Annotated in this window: 15 protein-coding genes and 2 pseudogenes; 6 read left to right on the forward strand and 11 right to left on the reverse strand. The window is 54.0% G+C overall.

Features of this window, described 5'->3' with window-relative positions:
* Window positions 1-100 precede the first annotated feature (100 nt).
* The 5 genes from msbA (at window position 101) to DBY86_RS04910 (ending at window position 5,542) form a co-directional block, all read left to right on the forward strand.
* A complete protein-coding gene (gene msbA / locus DBY86_RS04885) occupies window positions 101-1,969 on the forward strand; it encodes a lipid A export permease/ATP-binding protein MsbA (protein ID WP_107819129.1) in 1,869 nt (622 codons plus the stop codon).
* Between the two features lie 57 nt (window positions 1,970-2,026).
* Window positions 2,027-2,443, forward strand: coding sequence for a hypothetical protein (locus DBY86_RS04890; RefSeq protein WP_013449539.1), 417 nt, complete (start codon window positions 2,027-2,029; stop codon window positions 2,441-2,443).
* Between the two features lie 48 nt (window positions 2,444-2,491).
* The gene (gene guaA, locus DBY86_RS04895) at window positions 2,492-4,057 is read left to right on the forward strand and encodes a glutamine-hydrolyzing GMP synthase (RefSeq protein WP_107819209.1); all 1,566 of its coding nucleotides are present in this window, start codon (window positions 2,492-2,494) and stop codon (window positions 4,055-4,057) included.
* 61 nt (window positions 4,058-4,118) lie between these two features.
* On the forward strand, window positions 4,119-4,865 hold the full coding sequence (fabG, locus tag DBY86_RS04900; protein ID WP_096109195.1) for a 3-oxoacyl-ACP reductase FabG: 747 nt from the start codon (window positions 4,119-4,121) through the stop codon (window positions 4,863-4,865).
* Between the two features lie 191 nt (window positions 4,866-5,056).
* Complete coding sequence (locus tag DBY86_RS04910) at window positions 5,057-5,542, forward strand: YchJ family protein (RefSeq protein ID WP_003708414.1); 486 nt, start codon at window positions 5,057-5,059, stop codon at window positions 5,540-5,542.
* Between the two features lie 216 nt (window positions 5,543-5,758).
* Here DBY86_RS04910 and DBY86_RS04920 read toward each other — a convergent pair whose 3' ends face one another.
* Window positions 5,759-6,553: an inositol monophosphatase family protein gene (locus tag DBY86_RS04920; RefSeq protein WP_036469484.1), complete on the reverse strand. Its 795-nt coding sequence runs from the start codon at window positions 6,551-6,553 to the stop codon at window positions 5,759-5,761.
* Window positions 6,554-6,761: 208 nt separating this feature from the next.
* Here DBY86_RS04920 and DBY86_RS04925 point away from each other — a divergent pair, with 208 nt between their 5' ends.
* Window positions 6,762-7,487, forward strand: a complete 726-nt coding sequence (locus DBY86_RS04925) for a 16S rRNA (uracil(1498)-N(3))-methyltransferase (RefSeq protein WP_107819130.1) — start codon at window positions 6,762-6,764, stop codon at window positions 7,485-7,487.
* Window positions 7,488-8,139: 652 nt separating this feature from the next.
* Here DBY86_RS04925 and DBY86_RS04935 read toward each other — a convergent pair.
* From DBY86_RS04935 to atpD, 10 genes and pseudogenes are all read right to left on the reverse strand, one after another.
* Window positions 8,140-8,946: a glycosyltransferase family 25 protein gene (locus tag DBY86_RS04935; protein WP_107819131.1), complete on the reverse strand. Its 807-nt coding sequence runs from the start codon at window positions 8,944-8,946 to the stop codon at window positions 8,140-8,142.
* A gap of 18 nt (window positions 8,947-8,964) precedes the next feature.
* Window positions 8,965-10,025 (reverse strand): annotated as a pseudogene (locus DBY86_RS04940) (glycosyltransferase family 2 protein); the annotation flags it as partial.
* Window positions 10,026-10,034: 9 nt separating this feature from the next.
* Window positions 10,035-10,956, reverse strand: a pseudogene (locus DBY86_RS04950) (glycosyltransferase family 8 protein).
* A gap of 11 nt (window positions 10,957-10,967) precedes the next feature.
* Window positions 10,968-11,807 carry a glycosyltransferase family 25 protein gene (locus tag DBY86_RS04955; RefSeq protein WP_107819134.1) on the reverse strand — a complete coding sequence of 280 codons (840 nt, stop codon included), beginning with the start codon at window positions 11,805-11,807 and terminating at the stop codon, window positions 10,968-10,970.
* A 41-nt stretch (window positions 11,808-11,848) separates the two neighbouring features.
* A complete protein-coding gene (locus tag DBY86_RS04960) occupies window positions 11,849-12,895 on the reverse strand; it encodes a glycosyltransferase family 2 protein (protein ID WP_107819135.1) in 1,047 nt (348 codons plus the stop codon).
* A gap of 16 nt (window positions 12,896-12,911) precedes the next feature.
* Window positions 12,912-14,975 (reverse strand): glycine--tRNA ligase subunit beta, encoded by a 2,064-nt coding sequence (gene glyS, locus DBY86_RS04965; RefSeq protein ID WP_107819136.1) that lies wholly within the window; start codon window positions 14,973-14,975, stop codon window positions 12,912-12,914.
* A 20-nt stretch (window positions 14,976-14,995) separates the two neighbouring features.
* Window positions 14,996-15,406, reverse strand: coding sequence for a YggL 50S ribosome-binding family protein (locus DBY86_RS04970; RefSeq protein ID WP_107819137.1), 411 nt, complete (start codon window positions 15,404-15,406; stop codon window positions 14,996-14,998).
* A gap of 76 nt (window positions 15,407-15,482) precedes the next feature.
* A complete protein-coding gene (glyQ, locus tag DBY86_RS04975; protein WP_107819138.1) occupies window positions 15,483-16,388 on the reverse strand; it encodes a glycine--tRNA ligase subunit alpha in 906 nt (301 codons plus the stop codon).
* A 172-nt stretch (window positions 16,389-16,560) separates the two neighbouring features.
* Complete coding sequence (locus DBY86_RS04980) at window positions 16,561-16,983, reverse strand: F0F1 ATP synthase subunit epsilon (protein ID WP_107819139.1); 423 nt, start codon at window positions 16,981-16,983, stop codon at window positions 16,561-16,563.
* Between the two features lie 10 nt (window positions 16,984-16,993).
* The gene (atpD, locus tag DBY86_RS04985) at window positions 16,994-18,391 is read right to left on the reverse strand and encodes a F0F1 ATP synthase subunit beta (RefSeq protein WP_003708440.1); all 1,398 of its coding nucleotides are present in this window, start codon (window positions 18,389-18,391) and stop codon (window positions 16,994-16,996) included.
* Window positions 18,392-18,396: the final 5 nt, after the last annotated feature.

An 18,396-nucleotide genomic window follows, 5' to 3' on the forward strand; every position in this document is an offset into this window, starting at 1 on the left:
CTTTTCACGTCCGAACGGCAAACAGCCGCATATTTGCGCTATAATCCATCCCTACCAAACCACCGACAGCGGCTGCCATTGCAGTTCCCGCCCCACCGACATGATAGAAAAACTGACTTTCGGACTGTTCAAACAAGAAGACGCGCGCAGCTTTATGCGCCTGATGGCGTACGTCCGCCCCTACAAAATCCGCATCGTTGCCGCACTGATTGCCATTTTCGGCGTTGCCGCCACCGAAAGCTACCTTGCCGCCTTCATCGCCCCTCTGATTAACCACGGCTTTTCCGCACCCGCCGCGCCGCCCGAGCTGTCTGCCGCCGCCGGCATCATTTCCATCCTGCAAAACTGGCGCGAACAGTTTACCTATATGGTTTGGGGGACGGAAAACAAAATCTGGACCGTCCCGCTCTTTCTCATCATCCTCGTCGTCATCCGTGGCATCTGCCGCTTTACCAGCACCTATCTGATGACTTGGGTCTCCGTGATGACCATCAGCAAAATCCGCAAAGATATGTTTGCCAAAATGCTGACCCTTTCCTCCCGCTACCATCAGGAAACGCCGTCCGGCACCGTACTGATGAATATGCTCAACCTGACCGAACAGTCGGTCAGTAACGCCAGCGACATCTTTACCGTCCTCACGCGCGACACGATGATTGTTACCGGCCTGACCATCGTCCTGCTTTACCTCAACTGGCAGCTCAGCCTCATCGTCGTCCTGATGTTCCCCCTGCTCTCCCTGCTCTCGCGCTATTACCGCGACCGTCTGAAACACGTCATTTCCGACTCGCAAAAAAGCATAGGCACGATGAACAACGTGATTGCCGAAACCCATCAGGGACACCGCGTCGTCAAGCTGTTCAACGGGCAGGCGCAGGCGGCAAACCGGTTCGACGCGGTCAACCGCACCATCGTCCGCCTCAGCAAAAAAATCACGCAGGCAACGGCGGCACATTCCCCGTTCAGCGAACTGATTGCCTCGATCGCCCTCGCCGTCGTCATCTTCATCGCCCTGTGGCAAAGCCAAAACGGCTACACCACCATCGGCGAATTTATGGCATTCATCGTCGCGATGCTGCAAATGTACGCACCCATCAAAAGCCTTGCCAACATCAGCATCCCGATGCAGACGATGTTCCTCGCCGCCGACGGCGTATGTGCATTTCTCGACACCCCGCCCGAACAGGACAAAGGCACGCTCGCGCCGCAGCGTGTCGAAGGGCGCATCAGCTTCCGCAACGTCGATGTCGAATACCGTTCAGACGGCATCAAAGCCCTCGACGGCTTCAACCTCGACATCAGACAAGGCGAACGCGTCGCCCTGGTCGGACGTTCCGGCAGCGGCAAATCCACCGTCGTCAACCTGCTGCCCCGCTTTGTCGAACCGTCTGCCGGCAACATCTGCATAGACGGTATCGACATCGCCGACATCAAACTCGACTGCCTGCGCGCCCAATTCGCCCTCGTCTCCCAAGACGTATTCCTGTTTGACGACACCCTGTTTGAAAACGTCCGATACAGCCGTCCCGACGCGGGCGAAGCCGAAGTCCTATCCGCCCTCCAAGCCGCCAACCTGCAAAGCCTGATCGACGCATCACCGCTCGGGCTGCACCAGCCCATCGGATCGAACGGCAGCAACTTATCCGGCGGACAGCGGCAACGCGTCGCCATCGCCCGCGCCATTTTGAAAGACGCGCCGATATTATTATTGGATGAAGCCACCAGCGCATTGGACAACGAATCCGAACGCCTCGTCCAACAAGCGCTCGAACGCCTGATGGAAAACCGCACCGGCATCATCGTCGCCCACCGCCTGACCACCATCGAAAACGCCGACCGCATCATCGTAATGGACGACGGCAAAATCATCGAACAAGGCACACACGAACAACTGATGTCCCAAAACGGCTACTACACGATGCTGCGCAACATTTCCAAAAAAGACGCAGCCGCCGTTCAGACGGCATAAACGCCCCCAATCTCCGCGAGGTTGGCTAAAATTGAAACCACCGAAAAAGGAACAATAATGAAACATACCCTATTGGCTGTTACAGGTGCGATTTTCCTGCTTGGCGCCTGCTCAAGCCGCACCTACATCAAAACCGGCAAGCCTGAAGACATTGCCCAAATCAAACATATCTGCATCATTCCAAACAGCAAAAGCACCCCACCCGCCTATCATCAAGAATTGGCAGCGTCCCTTAGTGCAAGAGGCATCAGCAGCGAAACCGTTACCTTGGGCGATCGCCGCCTATACTCGCCCGAATGCAAATACAATCTGCGCTACCACTCAACCGGCAACACCAAGCAGATAAAGAAAATCTCCGTACTGATACGCACGCCCCAATACGAAGTCAAACGTGTCAAATACACCGCCAAAAATTCCGACGACACCATCGGCCAACAGACCGATGCCGTCGTCAGCCTCCTCTTAGCCCACTGATTTTGTTCAGACGGCTTTTTTCAAACACCACCCGTTGAAAACACAATGATGACCCAAGACAAAATCCTCATCCTCGACTTCGGTTCGCAAGTTACCCAGCTCATCGCCCGCCGCGTGCGCGAAGCCCACGTTTACTGCGAGCTGCATTCCTTCGATATGCCTTTGGACGAAATCAAAGCCTTCAACCCCAAAGGCATCATCCTTTCCGGCGGCCCCAATTCCGTTTACGAATCCGACTATCAAGCCGATACCGGCATTTTTGATTTGGGCATTCCGATTTTGGGCATCTGCTACGGAATGCAGTTTATGGCGCACCACTTGGGCGGCGAAGTGCAGCCCGGCAACCAGCGCGAATTCGGTTACGCGCAAGTCAAAACCATCGACAGTGAGCTGACACGCGGCATTCAAGACGACACGCCCAACACGCTCGACGTATGGATGAGCCACGGCGACAAAGTGTCCAAACTGCCCGACGGTTTCGCCGTCATCGGCGACACCCCGTCCTGCCCGATTGCGATGATGGAAAACGCCGAAAAACGATTCTACGGCATCCAATTCCACCCCGAAGTAACCCACACCAAACAAGGCCGCGCCCTGTTGAACCGCTTTGTCTTGGACATCTGCGGCGCACAACCGGGCTGGACGATGCCCAACTACATCGAAGAAGCCGTTGCCAAAATCCGCGAACAGGTCGGCAGCGACGAAGTGATTTTAGGTCTGTCCGGCGGCGTGGACTCTTCCGTAGCCGCCGCACTGATTCACCGTGCCATCGGCGACCAACTGACCTGCGTGTTCGTCGATCACGGCCTGTTGCGCCTGAACGAAGGCAAAATGGTGATGGATATGTTCGCCCGCAACTTGGGCGTGAAAGTGATTCACGTCGATGCCGAAGGGCAGTTTATGGCGAAACTCGCCGGCGTGACCGACCCCGAGAAAAAACGCAAAATCATCGGCGCGGAATTTATCGAAGTATTTGATGCCGAAGAGAAAAAACTCACCAACGCCAAATGGCTGGCGCAAGGTACGATTTACCCTGACGTAATCGAATCCGCAGGCGCGAAAACCAAAAAAGCCCACGCCATCAAATCGCACCACAACGTCGGCGGCCTGCCTGAAAACATGAAGCTCAAGCTGCTTGAGCCGTTGCGCGATTTGTTCAAAGACGAAGTGCGCGAACTGGGCGTTGCTTTGGGCTTGCCGCGCGAAATGGTGTACCGCCATCCGTTCCCGGGCCCAGGTTTGGGCGTGCGCATCTTGGGCGAAGTGAAAAAAGAATACGCCGACTTGCTCCGTCAAGCAGACGACATTTTCATTCAAGAATTACGCAACACCACCGACGAAAACGGCACGCCTTGGTATGACCTGACCAGCCAAGCCTTCGCCGTCTTCCTGCCCGTCAAATCCGTCGGCGTAATGGGCGACGGACGCACTTACGACTACGTCGTCGCGCTGCGTGCCGTCATCACCAGCGACTTTATGACCGCACACTGGGCAGAACTGCCATACTCACTGCTCGGCCGCGTGTCCAACCGCATCATCAACGAAGTCAAAGGCATCAACCGCGTGGTTTACGATGTGAGCGGCAAACCGCCTGCCACCATCGAGTGGGAATAAACAGCAAACAGGGCTGCACCGTCCGGCGCAGTCCTTCGATTATCGGAAAAAAGGAAAAAATATGAGCACACAAGATTTAAGCGGCAAAATCGCTTTGGTAACAGGCGCATCGCGCGGTATCGGCGCGGCGATTGCCGACACGCTGGCGGCAGCCGGTGCCAAAGTCATCGGTACGGCGACCAGTGAGAGCGGTGCGGCGGCGATTAGCGGGCGGTTGGCGCAATGGGGCGGCGAAGGTCGTGCATTGGATTCCGCCGAACCTGAAACCATCGAAAGCCTGATTGCCGACATCGAAAAAACGTTCGGCAAACTCGACATTCTGGTCAACAACGCCGGCATTACCCGCGACAACCTCCTGATGCGTATGAAAGAAGAAGAGTGGGACGACATCATGCAGGTCAACCTAAAATCCGTGTTCCGCGCTTCTAAAGCCGTCTTGCGGGGTATGATGAAACAACGTTCCGGCCGCATCATCAACATCACCTCCGTCGTCGGCGTGATGGGCAATGCCGGTCAAACCAACTATGCCGCCGCAAAAGCGGGCTTGATCGGTTTTGCCAAATCTATGGCGCGCGAAGTCGGCAGCCGGGGCATTACCGTCAACTGCGTCGCCCCCGGCTTTATCGATACCGACATGACCCGCGCCCTGCCGGAAGAAACCCGCCAAACCTTTACCGCCCAAACCGCCTTGGGCAGATTCGGCGACGCGCAAGACATTGCCGATGCGGTTTTGTTCCTCGCTTCCGATCAGGCGAAATACATTACCGGTCAGACGCTGCACGTCAACGGCGGTATGCTGATGCCCTGACGGGCTGCCGTGCCGGCAATGCCGTCTGAAGCCTTCAGACGGCATTTGCATTCCCAAACAAAATGTTTCAACACACAGGGCGACACATAAAGCGTCGCCCTACGTGTTGCCCTGAATTGGAAGAGGTTACATCTCTTCCAATTTGATTATCCTCCCTAAAGGGAGGGGTTTCAACCGGTGAGGAAATTTTGATGAACACACACCACACCCCGCCCTGCCCCTGCGGTTCAGGCACAAGCTATGCCGGCTGCTGCCGACTGCTTCATCTGCGCCATATCCTGCCGGCGACAGCCGAAATGCTGATGCGCGCCCGATACAGCGCATACGTCCTGCATCTGATAGATTACATTGTCGCCACCACCGTTCCGGCGCAACAAACATTCCTCGATGCCGCCGAACTGATGCAGTGGAGCAGAGAAACCGAATGGCTGGGCTTGAATGTCATCGCACACCGCAACTTCGGCAAACAGCACGCCCAAGTCGAATTTGAAGCCTACTTCCGAGACGGACAACACCGATCCGCGCATCACGAACTGTCCGGCTTCGTCAACATCGGCGGACAATGGTATTTTATCGATCCCACCGTTCCGCATCCTGCGATGAAACAACCCTGCATTTGCGGATCGGGCAAAAAATTCAAAGCCTGCTGCGGCAAATATCTGCAACCTGTCGCATAAAAATGCCGTCTGAACGTTCAGACGGCATTTTCAACGTGCAAAAAAAACCATTCATACCAAGGGTAAGTATGAATGGTCAATACATTGCGGGAAAACGTCTTACTTGCTGCACTGCCGAAAAGGGAGAAACGGCAGCGGTAATCAGCGGAAAGGATTGTACCCGAATTAATGTTAAGGAACGTTAATCGTGAAAATATATTAACAAACCTGTTGAACCTATTGGTTTTCCCGTATCCACCCGACCCAGCGTTCAAACAGCTTCGGTTCGAGCGCGGCAACAACCGAGCGTTTGAACACGTGTTCACCACTCCAAAACCTGTCGCCTTCCAAAGTCGTCAGCCTGCCGCCCGCCTCCTCGAAAATCAACGCACCCGCAGCATAGTCCCACAGCTTCTGCCCGCCGTGGACATAAACATCATAGCGTCCGCAGGCCAGATAACACCAGTCCAGCGTACTGCTGCCCATACTCCGCACCGTCCCGAAAGGCGCGAGCGTACTCATACGGCTGGAAAGTTTGCCGGAACGCAGATATTTGATTTCCACGCCCGCGATTGCCTCATTGAGTTTTTTATCCACGAGGCGCAGGGGCAGGCGCGTCCCGTTTAAAAACGCCCCCTGCCCGCGTTCGGCATAAAAACATTCGCCGCTGACCGGGTTGTAGATTACGCCCAACTCGGCGCGCCCGTTGCGGACAAACGCCACCGACACGGCAAAATGCGGCAGCCCGTTGACAAAATTGTTCGTCCCGTCTATCGGATCGACAATCCACAGCCCCTTTTCCCCCGAATATTGTTCCCACAAAGCCGACTGTTCCTGCCGCGACATTTCCTCGCCCAACATCGGGCAATCGATCAGAAGCGGCAACGCGGCGGCAAAAGCCGTCTGCGCGGCAATGTCCGCCTCGCTCAACATCGAACCGTCTTCCTTGCGGCAAGACGGCGTATTCAAAAAACGCGGCATAATTTCGGTTTGCGCGATATGGCGCACGACTTTCTGCAAACGGTGTAACACTTCCTACTGTCCTCATATTTTGAACTTGCGGCGCGCGAACGTATATAGTGGATTAAATTTAAATCAGGACAAGGCGACGAAGCCACAGACAGTACAAATAGTACGGCAAGGCGAGGCAACGCTGTACTGGTTTAAATTTAATCCACTATAATGTCCGTTTCCATCACGCCGCTGCGACAGATTATAACCGTCCGAACCGCCAAAAACTATGCCCCGATTCTACCTGCCCGAAAACCTTTCCGTCGGACAAACCGTCGCCCTGCCCGACAACATCGTCCGCCACCTCAACGTCCTGCGCGTCCGCCCCAACGAAAACATCACCCTCTTCGACGGCAAAGGCAAGGCACACGCCGCACGGCTGACCGTTTTGGAAAAACGCCGCGCCGAAGCCGAAATCCTGCACGAAGAAACCGCCGATACGGAATCCCCGCTGAACATCACGCTCATCCAATCCATATCTTCCGGCGAACGTATGGACTTTACCCTGCAAAAAAGCGTCGAACTCGGCGTAACCGCCATACAGCCCGTCATCAGCGAACGCTGCATCGTCCGCCTCGACGGAGAACGCGCCGCCAAACGCCTCGCACGCTGGCAGGAAATCGTCATCTCCGCGTGCGAACAAAGCAGCAGGAACACCGTTCCCCCCGTACTGCCTATCATCGGCTACCGTAAAGCACTCGACAAAATGCCGTCTGAAAGCACCAAGCTGATTATGAGCATCAACCGCGCCCGCAAACTTGCCGACATCCGCCACCCGTCCGGCGCAATCGTCTTTATGGTCGGACCCGAAGGCGGCTGGACAGAACAGGAAGAACAACAGGCATTTGAAGCCGGCTTTCAGGCGGTTACACTCGGCAAACGGATTTTACGCACAGAAACCGCCCCACTCGCCGCCATCGCCGCGATGCAGACGCTTTGGGGCGATTTCGCATAAACAGAAATGCCGTCTGAAACCCGTTCAGACGGCATTTTGCAGCCGATTAAGATATAGTAGGTTCAAATAAGATTTCCCGTGTCGTCATTCCCGCGCAGGCGGGAATCTGGAAATTTAACGTTGCGGTGATTTATCGGAAATGACTGAAACTCAACGAACCGGATTCCCACTTTCGTGGGAATGACGAAGTGGAAGTTGCCCGAAACTTAAAACAAACGAAACCGAACGGACTGGATTCCCGCCTGCGCGGGAATGACGAAATTTTAGATTTCTGTTTTCAGGTTTCTGTTTCTGGTTTTCTGTTTTCGCGGGAATAACGGAATTTTAAGTTTTAGGAATTTGTCAGAAAAACAGAAATCCCTCCGCCGTCATTCCCGCGAAAGCGGGAATCTAGAAACGGAAAAACGCAGAAATTTATCTGGAAAAACAACAATTCTTCCGCCGTCATTCCCGCAAAAGCGGGAATCTAGAATTTTAATGCGGCAAGAATTTATCGGAAAAAACCGAAGTTTAAAGACCTAGATTCCCGCCTGCGCGGGAATGACGAAGTGGAAGTTACCCGAAACTTAAAACAAGCGAAACCGAACAAACCGGATTCCCCGACATAAATTTAGGGACAGCGCACACCCGCCAAATAAGGAAAGGTCAAAACCTATTCAAACGGGACGACGTGCCGCCCAAGTTGTTTTTCCAATTTTTTCTGACGTTTCCGTTCCCTCGCCCTTTCGATTTCCCTGCCGATTTTTCCCAAAGCGCGTTTCAACAAAACCTTCGGGGAGCGGCGGTTGCGGTACGATTCCTGCCTGCCGTTTTTCAGTTGGCTGGGCAGGGTTTCGCTTTGGATGCACAAGGCGGGGGTCAGTTGGCAAACCGTCATCCCCCCTTTGTCGAGAAAACTGCTGAACAGCATCCAATCCACCGCCTTCAGGCGTTCGGACGGCAAAACGGCAAACCTGTCCAAAAAGAAACGCATCGCCTTTCGGGAAATGATATAGCCCGCCATACCAAAATGTTCGCTTTCCAACAGCGGAAAGGCGCGCCCGCAGTAGTCCGCCACGCCGGAGGGCGAGGTCAGGACGTGCATAAACATCGTTTCCAAGCGGACGATAAAGGCGGAATCCTTGTCAAAACGCTCTTCCAACCAAGTATCTTCGGCAAGGAATTTCTCCGCGCCTTCGCCGAGTAAAACGTCGTCCTCAAATACGGCGATATACGGCAGACCTTCGTCCAATGCCTGCTTCCACAATACGGCGTGGCTCATAAAGCAGGCTTTTTCCACTCCGCTCAAATAGGGGTGCGCCGACAAACCGGGGACGAGTTCCGCCATTGCCTGCTCCAGCCTTTCAGACGGCATCAGTGCATCAAAAAACTGAAACGGAATGTCGTGCCTGCCGAAGGTATCGGCAATGTGCGCCCTGCGTTCTGCGGCGGAGCTTAGGCTGATAACGTGGTTTTGCATGATTTTCCCTGTTCGGTTTCAATAGCCTCGGTATTTCCAAGGGCGTAACATTTTTTTCAGGATTTTCCTATATTGCGGTGCGGCAAACAGCTTCCTCATCACGCGGTCTGTCAAAAAATCCAGTAAATCGGTCAAAGAATACTTTTCCAACGACAAGAAATATTCGTACAGGAACAGGCGGAGGTATCCGATATCCTGTCCGGACAAGGCTTTTTCGTGCAACGCATATGCCGTTGATTTCAAAAGCCCGTAATTCAGGCAGTCCGCCCCGACGGCTATGCCTGCCGCCTTCCAATACCCCGCCCTGATTTCTTCTTTGATTTTCCACGCCGTCCTGCGCTGTTGCAGGTTGTGTTTGGAAGAGGTCTGGTCTTGATGGAAGCGGTATTTGACCAAGGCTTCGGGATAATTCGCCAGCCTGCCCAGTTTGCCGGCTTCGTACCAAAACTTATAGTCTTCGGCGTGGATATAGGCGGGGTCGAACCGCAAACCGCCGTCAATGACGCTGCGCCGCATAATCATCGTGTTGTTGTGTATGGGGTTGCGGAAGGGAAAGGCAGACACGATTTCCTGATGGCTCAGGGGGTTTTTCCAAATTTCGCCGTTTCGGGCAATGGCGGCAAGCACGCTTTTATTGTTTTCTTCCGACAAAACTTCCAGCCACGCGCCCATTGCGATGATGCTGCGGTCTTTTTCCATCTCGCCCACGATTTTCTCAATCCAATCGGAGGCGGCAATATCGTCGGCATCGGTGCGCGCAATATATTCCCCCCCCCGACTTTGCCAATTCGTCCAGCCCGATGTTTAAAGAGGCGATAAAGCCCAAATTGCGGGGATTGGAAATTATCCTGATCCTGCCGTCCTGTTCTTGGAAACGCCGGGCAATGGCAAGTGTGCCGTCCGTCGAGCCGTCATCGACGATTAAAATATCCAAGTTGCGCCAAGTCTGCCCCACTACGGCGGACAGCGATTGGGCGAAATATTTTTCTGTGTTGTAGGCGCAAATCAATACGCTGACTAAAGGTTGCAATCCGTTCCCCTTTCCGATACGTCCGATGCCGTCTGAAGGCTTCAGACGGCGTGCCCCGTCAATAAATCTTGCGTAAGAATCTGGCAGACAGCTTTCTGCGCCATCTTTGAAACATACGCTTCGCGGGCGGGACGGCAAGTTTGCCGCGCCATTCTTCGGGAACGGTTGTCAGGCTGCCCGCCAACTCTGTGAAACGTTCCGCACCCCAAGCGGTACAGTCCCTGTGCCACGGCTTTGCCGGGCCGCAATAATGGCTGACGGCGACGGGCATCGCCGTATTGTTCCGGTCGCGGTAAAGCGGGTCGGTATGGCGGGACGCAAACCTGTTCGCCATAAAGGCATAATTGGTCGGCATAAAGTTGAAACGGCTGTTCGCATAACACACCCCGCCTTTAAACAGCCCGTTCAAAATATCCTGATCCTGATATTGCATCACGTCCTTGTATTGTTCCACCCATTCTCAGGACATTTTGAAAATATCGTGCTGCCGCCACTTTTTCAGGTTGATCAGCAATACGCCGGCATTGAAATAATATTCGCCGTCCGCCATACCGATTTTTTGTTTGTAGCCTTCCTGCCTTTCGACAAACAAATCGATGCACGCGCCGACCCAGTTATTGCCCAAATCGGTATCCCATAAGGGCTTCAGGCTGTCCCTGACCAATACGTCTATATCCAAATACAGGACTTTATCGCAATCGGCAATGTATTCGCCCAATTTCAAGCGGGCATAAGTCGTGATGGAAATGTGCCTGATGTTTAAGGGGAAGCCGGCGAAATCTTCGGGGTTTACGTCTATAAAGCGGATATTACCCCCCCCCCCGCAAATTGGCGGCAACCGCCGCCCGGTTTGCCTCACTGATGCCGGCATCGAGGACGTAAAACCTGATTTCCGTATCGGGATGGGCCGCTTCCACGCTTTTTGCCGCAACGCAAAGGTAGGCGGCATAGTTGTCGTCTGCCGCAAATACGATGTCCATCTTTTCTCCTTTTATTGGAAAGGCACAATGATTTTGCCGATTAACTGTTCGCGCCTTTGCCGGCGTTTTTCCCTTTCCCTGCTGATTTTGGTCAAGGCGCGGATCAGGCGGTGTTTGAATGTGTTGGCGGGGGAATCGCGCCTTTGCTGTTTGCGGTTCAGGAGGCGGTCGTGTTCGATCAGGCTGCCCAATGCGCTGTTTTGGTCGTGAAACTTGGCATAATGCAGCTCTTGGGCGCACAAGGCGGGATTGAGCTGGCAAACCGGCATTCCTTCCCTGTCGTCAGGGTTGCCGAACATCATCCAATCGACGGGGTGCAGCCCTTCAGACGGCAGGGCGGCAAACCTGTCCAGGAAAAACCGCATCGCTTTTCGGGAAATGATATAGCCCGCCGTCCCCCAGTGTTCGCTTTCCAAAAGCGGGAAGGCACGCCCGCAGTAGTCCGCCACGCCGGAGGGCGAGGTCAGGACGTGCATAAACATCGTTTCCAAACGGACGACAAAGGCGGAATCCGGGTCAAACCGCTCTTTTAGCCAGCCGTCTTCGGCAAGGAATTTCTCCGCGCCTTCGCCGAGTAAAACGTCGTCCTCAAATACGGCAATATACGGTAAGCTTTCGTCCAGCGCCTGCTTCCACAATACGGTGTGGCTCATAAAGCAGGCTTTTTCCACTCCGCTCAAATAGGGGTGCGCCGACAAACCGGGGACGAGTTCCGCCATTGCCTGCTCCAGCCTTTCAGACGGCATCAGTGCGTCGAAAAACTGAAACGGGATGCCGTGCCTGCCGAAGGTATCGGCAATGTGCGCCCTGCGTTCTGCGGCGGAAGCCAGGCTGATAACGTGGTTTTGCATAATTTATCCTGTTTTTTGTCTGTTGGATAAAGCGGCGTTTTTCAACGGTTTTTCAGCAATCGGCGCAAAATGCCGAAGTATTGCCTCAAGGTAAACAGCCGCCGCATCCTGCCGTCTGCCGCAAAATCCAGCCACGCGCCGGCGGGCGGCGTGTCCGTCCGTTTGAAACATTGATACAAAAACCGGCGGGCGCGTTCAAAATCTTCTTCCGGCAAATGTTTCTCCAGCAATTCATACGCTACTGCTTTTATTTGGCGGTATTCAAGGCTGTCGAACCGGGTTTTAAAACCCATAGACTGCAAAAAATCGTTTCTGGCGGTTTTTTGGATGCCTTGCGCGATTTCGTGTTGGCGGACGCTGTATTTGGATGAAACCTGATTGGCGTGAAGGCGGTATTTGACCAAGGCTTCGGGATAATAAGCCAGCCTGCCCAATTTGCTGACATCGTACCAAAATTGGTAATCTTCCGCCCAATCCCGCTCGGTGTTGTAACGCAAACCGCCGTCAATGACGCTGCGCCTCATAATCATCGTGTTGTTGTGTATGGGGTTGCTAAAAGGGAAAAAGGCGGCGATGTCTTCGTGCCGGGTCGGCTTTTTCCAAATTTTGCCGTGTTCGTGGTGCCGCGCCAGCCGGTTGCCGTCCTTTTCTTCCGACAAAACTTCCAGCCACGCGCCCATTGCGATGATGCTGCGGTCTTTTTCCATCTCACCCACGATTTTCTCAATCCAGTCGGGGGCGGCAATATCGTCTGCATCGGTGCGCGCAATATATTCCCCCCCCCCCGACTTTGCCAATTCGTCCAGCCCGATGTTTAAAGAGGGAATCAGACCGGAATTGCGCGGCTGCGCGAGGATGCGGATGCGACCGTCCTGTTCTTGGAAACGCTGGGCAATGGCAAGCGTACCGTCCGTCGAGCCGTCATCGACAATCAAAATATCCAAGTTGCGCCAAGTTTGATTCACGACGGCGGCTAATGATTGGGCGAAATATTTTTCTACGTTATAAGCGCAAATCAATACGCTGACTAAAGGCTGCAATTTATTCTCCCGATAGGCACGATGCCGTCTGAAGGCTTCAGACGGCATTTGGACTGTACAACGGTTACTCGCCCAAAAGCGCGATGTCGGCTACCGCGTTCATTTGCTCTGCCAAGCGGTTCAGCAGGTTCAGGCGGTTTTGTTTTACGGCGGCATCTTCCGCCATTACCATCACGCCGTCAAAGAAGGCATCGACTTGCGGCTTGACGGAAGCCAGTTCGGACAAGGCGGTTTGGAAATTGCCTTCGGCGACGGCGGCGGCAATTTTTGGCTGTAAGCCTTGTGCGGCGGCGTACAGGGCTTTTTCTTCATCTTGTTGCAGCAGGCTTTCATCGACTTCGCCCAACGCGGCATCGGCTTTTTTCAGCAGGTTTTGCACGCGTTTGTTGGCGGCGGCGAGCGCGGCGGCTTCGGGCAGTTGTTTGAACGCGGCGACAGCCTGCAGTTTGGCGGTCAAATCGTCCAAACGGCGCGGCTGTTTGGCGAGTACGGCGGCAACGATGTCTTGCGGATAATCGTTTTGCAGCAACACGGCAAGGCGCGCCTGCATAAAGTCGGCGGTTTCAGACGGCGTTTTTTCGTTGAGCAAACCTTTGGGAAAGCTGTCGAATGCCGTCTGAATCAGTTCGTTCACGTCCAAACCGTACTGCATCAGCATCCGCAAAATACCCAAGGCGGCGCGGCGCAGGGCGTAGGGGTCTTTGTCGCCGGTCGGAATCAGGCCGATGCCCCAAATTCCGACCAGGGTTTCCAGCTTGTCCGCCAGTGCCACGGCGGCGGCAATTTTGCTTTCGGGCAGCTTGTCGCCGGCAAAACGCGGTTGGTAGTGTTGCTCGACAGCTTCGGCGATTTCTTCGGTTTCGCCGTCCAAGCGGGCATAGTATTTGCCCATCGTACCTTGCAGTTCGGGGAACTCGCCGACCATTTCGGTTACCAAGTCGGCTTTGGCAAGACGCGCGGCGCGTTCGGCTGCGGCGGCATCCGCGCCCAAAGCCTTGGCGATGTGGGCGGCAATGCTTTGTAGGCGTTCGATGCGTTCGGCTTGCGAGCCGATTTTGTTGTGATAAACCACGTTCGCCAGCTTGGGCAGGCGGCTTTCCAAAGTCGCTTTCTGGTCTTGCTTGTAGAAGAACTCGGCATCAGACAGGCGAGCGCGCAAGACGCGTTCGTTGCCTTGGATGATGTGCGACGGATCTTCGGTTTGCAGGTTGGAGACCAACAGGAAGCGGTTCATCAGCTTGCCGTTTTGGTCGAGCAGCGGAAAGTATTTTTGGTTTTGCTGCATCGTCAGAATCAGGCATTCTTGCGGCACGGCGAGGAAGTGTTCCTCAAAACCGGCTTCCAATACCACAGGCCATTCAACCAACGCGGTTACTTCGTCCAACAAGGCTTCATCGGCGGCGACGGTCGCGTTCAGACGGCGTGCCTGCCCTTCCAGTGCCGTCTGAATCGCGGCTTTGCGCTCGGCAAACGAAGCTTCCACTTTGCCTTGCTCGCGCATTTGTGCGGCGTAACTGTCGGCGTTTTCAATGGTGATTTCGCCGTTGGACAAGAAGCGGTGTCCCAAGGTTTGATTGCTGCTTTGCAGACCCAAAACGCTGACGTTTACGATGTCGCCGCCGTGCAGCACAATCAGCCCGTGGACGGGGCGCACGAAGGTAAATGTGCTGCTGCCCCAACGCATCACTTTCGGAATCGGCAGTTTCTTAACCGCTTGATTGATGATGTCTTCCAAGAGTTCGCCCAACGGCTTGCCGGTTTGGACATATTCGTAGGCGTACACGTCCTGCTTGCCGTCGTTGATGATGGTCAAGTCTTCGATTTTCGCCCCCGCACCGCGTGCGAAACCTTCCAAAGCCTTGGTCGGCACACCGTCTTTTACGGCATTCGCTACGGCAGGGCCTTTTTTCACGATTTTTTGATCTGCCTGAACGGCTTTGACGTTTTTGACTTGAATCGCCAAACGGCGCGGCGAGGCATAAGCCGTAAATTCGGCCGTGCCGTCAACCAGTTGCGCTTTTTCCAAGCCTTCGGCAACAGAGGCGGCAAAGTGGTTGCCTAAATTATTCAGGGCTTTTGGCGGAAGTTCTTCGGTAAGGAGTTCGATTAAAAGGGTTTGGGTCATCATTCGGCTTTCTTTGAATTTGGTTAATCTGCCTGTTTATAGGTTTCGCTGTAATTTTCCCAGCCGTCATCCCCATAAAAACCATCAACCAGCGGGGTAGCGTACAAAGTAGCGACATCTTCTCGGCCTGCCAGCCAAGAGATAATGGCTTTTTTCTCGGTTTCTCCCAAGCCTCGGGAGCCGGATTTTTGAAACAGGCACGAAAAATCGCCGCAATCGCCCCCGCCCGCCATTTCCAAGCCGTTTACCACAAGATACGCAATCAGCTCGTCCATAAAGCGGCCAAACGCTTCGGCATCGTCCGCAGCTTGATGCAAACTGCCTTGAACGCCGAAAATCAATGTTTGAAACTCACCCAAATGCAGCTTTTTATGCTGGCGGCGGTTCATTTTGTGCAGGCGTTTCCTGCTTGGGGTGCGGAAATAGACAGGCATGATTTTCCTAAAATATATAATGGTTTACGGACGGATACCATATCGGGCCGCCCGAACGTGAAAAATCGTCGCCCCCTTAGGCGGCATTTGCCTTCATTAAGGGAAAGCCCAGTTTTTCGCGGCTTTCGACATATTTTTGCGCCACGGCGCGGCTCAACGCGCGGATGCGGCCGATGTAGGTGGCGCGCTCGGTTACGGAAATCGCGCCGCGCGCGTCTAATAGGTTGAACGTATGCCCCGCTTTGAGGACCAGCTCGTAGGCAGGCAAGGCAAGGCCGGCGTTTTCTTCGGCGAGCAGGCGTTTGGCTTGCGCTTCGTAGTCGTTGAACTGGCGCAGCAGCCAATCGGCATCGCTGTATTCGAAGTTGTAGGTGGATTGCTCGACTTCGTTTTGGTGGTACACGTCGCCGTAGCTTACGGTATTGCCGTCCGGCGTTTTTGCCCAAACGAGGTCATAGACGTTTTCCACGCCTTGCAGGTACATCGCCAAGCGTTCGATGCCGTAGGTGATTTCGCCGAGTACGGGGGTGCAGTCGATGCCGCCGACTTGTTGGAAATAGGTAAACTGTGTTACTTCCATGCCGTTGAGCCAAACTTCCCAGCCCAAGCCCCATGCGCCGAGGGTGGGGTTTTCCCAATCGTCTTCGACAAAGCGGATGTCGTGCACTTTGGGGTCGATGCCCAATTCGCGCAGGGAGTCGAGATAGAGGTCTTGGATATTGGCGGGAGCGGGCTTGAGGGCGACTTGGAATTGGTAATAGTGTTGCAGGCGGTTGGGGTTGTCGCCGTAGCGACCGTCTTTGGGGCGGCGGCTGGGTTGGACGTAGGCGGCAAACCAAGGCTCGGGGCCGAGTGCGCGCAGACAGGTGGCGGGATGGGAAGTACCTGCGCCGACTTCCATGTCGAAAGGTTGGATGACGGTGCAGCCTTTGTCTGCCCAGAAGGTTTGCAGCTTGAAGATGATTTGTTGGAAGGTAAGCATGGCTTATGATTCGATAAAATAAAGGGTTTATTTTACTGTTTCCATAGCCGCTTGAATAGATTTATCTCGAAGACAGCCTGATTTGAAACCAGGGGATGGATAATTTTTTAATTTAAATCCGGAAAATAAAAAGCACGGCCAAACGGCCGTGCTTTCCCAAACCACACAAGTTTTATTTTTTGTGCGAACGGATATAGTCCAAAGTCTTGAGCTGTGCAATTGCGGCAGCCAATGCCTTGTGCGCCTCCGCCAAATCCTTGTTGTCTTTGGCTTGAGAGATGCCGGCTTCGGCAGCTTTTTTCGCTTCTTCGGCACGCGCCCGATCCATTTCTGCACTGCGGACGGCAACATCCGCCAAGACAGTTACTTTATCAGGCTGTACTTCCAAAACACCACCGGAAACAGCAACCAAAACCTCTTTACCCTCGCCGGGGACGGTCAAACGCAAAGCTCCCGGCCGCACCAAACTCATAATCGGCTCGTGTCGCGGGTAAATACCAAGCTCACCTTGAACGGTCGGAACCACTACAAAGCTGGCTTCGCCCGAATAGATGTTTTGCTCGCTACTGACCACTTCAACTTGCATGACGCTCATGCCGACCTCCTCAGTTTAAGGTTTTCGCTTTCTCTACTGCTTCTTCAATGCTGCCGACCATGTAGAATGCCTGTTCGGGCAGATGGTCGTATTCGCCGTTCAAGATGGCTTTGAAGCCGGCAATGGTATCGCGCAGGGCGACATATTTGCCCGGAGAACCTGTAAACACTTCGGCAACGTGGAACGGTTGGGACAGGAAACGTTGGATTTTACGCGCACGCATTACGGTCAGTTTGTCTTCGTCAGACAATTCGTCCATACCCAAAATGGCGATGATGTCGCGCAATTCTTTGTATTTCTGCAGGGTGGACTGTACACCGCGCGCTACGTCGTAGTGCTCTTGACCCAATACCATCGGATCCAGTTGGCGCGAAGTGGAATCAAGCGGATCGACTGCCGGGTAAATACCCAAAGATGCAATATCACGGCTCAGTACGACGGTAGCATCCAAGTGTGCAAACGTAGTTGCCGGAGACGGGTCGGTCAAGTCGTCCGCAGGTACATAAACGGCTTGGATGGAAGTAATAGAACCGGTTTGGGTAGAGGTAATACGCTCTTGCAAACGACCCATTTCTTCGGCCAATGTCGGTTGGTAGCCCACTGCAGACGGCATACGGCCCAACAGTGCGGATACTTCGGTACCGGCCAGGGTGTAACGGTAGATGTTGTCCACGAAGAATAATACGTCGCGACCTTTGCCGTTTTCGTCTTTTTCATCACGGAAGTATTCCGCCATGGTCAGACCGGTCAATGCGACGCGCAGACGGTTGCCTGGAGGTTCGTTCATCTGACCGTAAACCATTGCCACTTTATCCAATACATTGGAATCTTTCATCTCGTGGTAGAAGTCGTTACCTTCACGGGTACGTTCACCCACACCTGCGAACACGGACAGACCGCTGTGCGCTTTGGCGATGTTGTTGATCAATTCCATCATGTTCACGGTTTTGCCCACACCGGCACCACCGAACAGACCTACTTTACCGCCCTTAGCAAACGGACACAGCAAGTCGATCACTTTAATACCGGTTTCCAACAATTCGGTAGTTGAAGACAACTCGTCGAATTTTGGAGCAGTTTGGTGAATGGCACGGCTCTTGTCGGTATCGATCGGACCTGCTTCATCAACAGGCGTACCCAATACGTCGACAATACGACCCAATGTACCTTTACCTACCGGCACAGTGATTGGCGCACCAGTATTGCTTACAGACATGCCGCGTTTCAGGCCGTCTGAACTACCCATTGCAATAGTACGGACAACGCCGTCACCCAAAAGTTGTTGAACTTCCAGAGTCAGACCGTTCTCGTCCAATTTCAGGGCATCGTAAACATGCGGGATAGCGTCGCGTGGAAATTCCACGTCAACCACCGCACCAATAACTTGTACGATTTTGCCTTGGCTCATTATCG

Origin of the sequence: Neisseria bergeri (genome assembly GCA_003044455.1) — a bacterium.
GTDB lineage: Bacteria > Pseudomonadota > Gammaproteobacteria > Burkholderiales > Neisseriaceae > Neisseria > Neisseria bergeri.

What these genes read in the sequence shown, in the direction of transcription:
- msbA (WP_107819129.1), top strand. Translation starts at nt 101, where the DNA reads ATGATAGAAAAACTGACTTTCGGACTGTTCAAACAAGAAGACGCGCGC.
- DBY86_RS04890 (WP_013449539.1), top strand. Translation starts at nt 2,027, where the DNA reads ATGAAACATACCCTATTGGCTGTTACAGGTGCGATTTTCCTGCTTGGC.
- guaA (WP_107819209.1), top strand. Translation starts at nt 2,492, where the DNA reads ATGACCCAAGACAAAATCCTCATCCTCGACTTCGGTTCGCAAGTTACC.
- fabG (WP_096109195.1), top strand. Translation starts at nt 4,119, where the DNA reads ATGAGCACACAAGATTTAAGCGGCAAAATCGCTTTGGTAACAGGCGCA.
- DBY86_RS04910 (WP_003708414.1), top strand. Translation starts at nt 5,057, where the DNA reads ATGAACACACACCACACCCCGCCCTGCCCCTGCGGTTCAGGCACAAGC.
- DBY86_RS04925 (WP_107819130.1), top strand. Translation starts at nt 6,762, where the DNA reads ATGCCCCGATTCTACCTGCCCGAAAACCTTTCCGTCGGACAAACCGTC.
- DBY86_RS04935 (WP_107819131.1), bottom strand. Translation starts at nt 8,946, where the DNA reads ATGCAAAACCACGTTATCAGCCTAAGCTCCGCCGCAGAACGCAGGGCG.
- DBY86_RS04955 (WP_107819134.1), bottom strand. Translation starts at nt 11,807, where the DNA reads ATGCAAAACCACGTTATCAGCCTGGCTTCCGCCGCAGAACGCAGGGCG.
- DBY86_RS04960 (WP_107819135.1), bottom strand. Translation starts at nt 12,895, where the DNA reads ATGCCGTCTGAAGCCTTCAGACGGCATCGTGCCTATCGGGAGAATAAA.
- glyS (WP_107819136.1), bottom strand. Translation starts at nt 14,975, where the DNA reads ATGATGACCCAAACCCTTTTAATCGAACTCCTTACCGAAGAACTTCCG.
- DBY86_RS04970 (WP_107819137.1), bottom strand. Translation starts at nt 15,406, where the DNA reads ATGCCTGTCTATTTCCGCACCCCAAGCAGGAAACGCCTGCACAAAATG.
- glyQ (WP_107819138.1), bottom strand. Translation starts at nt 16,388, where the DNA reads ATGCTTACCTTCCAACAAATCATCTTCAAGCTGCAAACCTTCTGGGCA.
- DBY86_RS04980 (WP_107819139.1), bottom strand. Translation starts at nt 16,983, where the DNA reads ATGAGCGTCATGCAAGTTGAAGTGGTCAGTAGCGAGCAAAACATCTAT.
- atpD (WP_003708440.1), bottom strand. Translation starts at nt 18,391, where the DNA reads ATGAGCCAAGGCAAAATCGTACAAGTTATTGGTGCGGTGGTTGACGTG.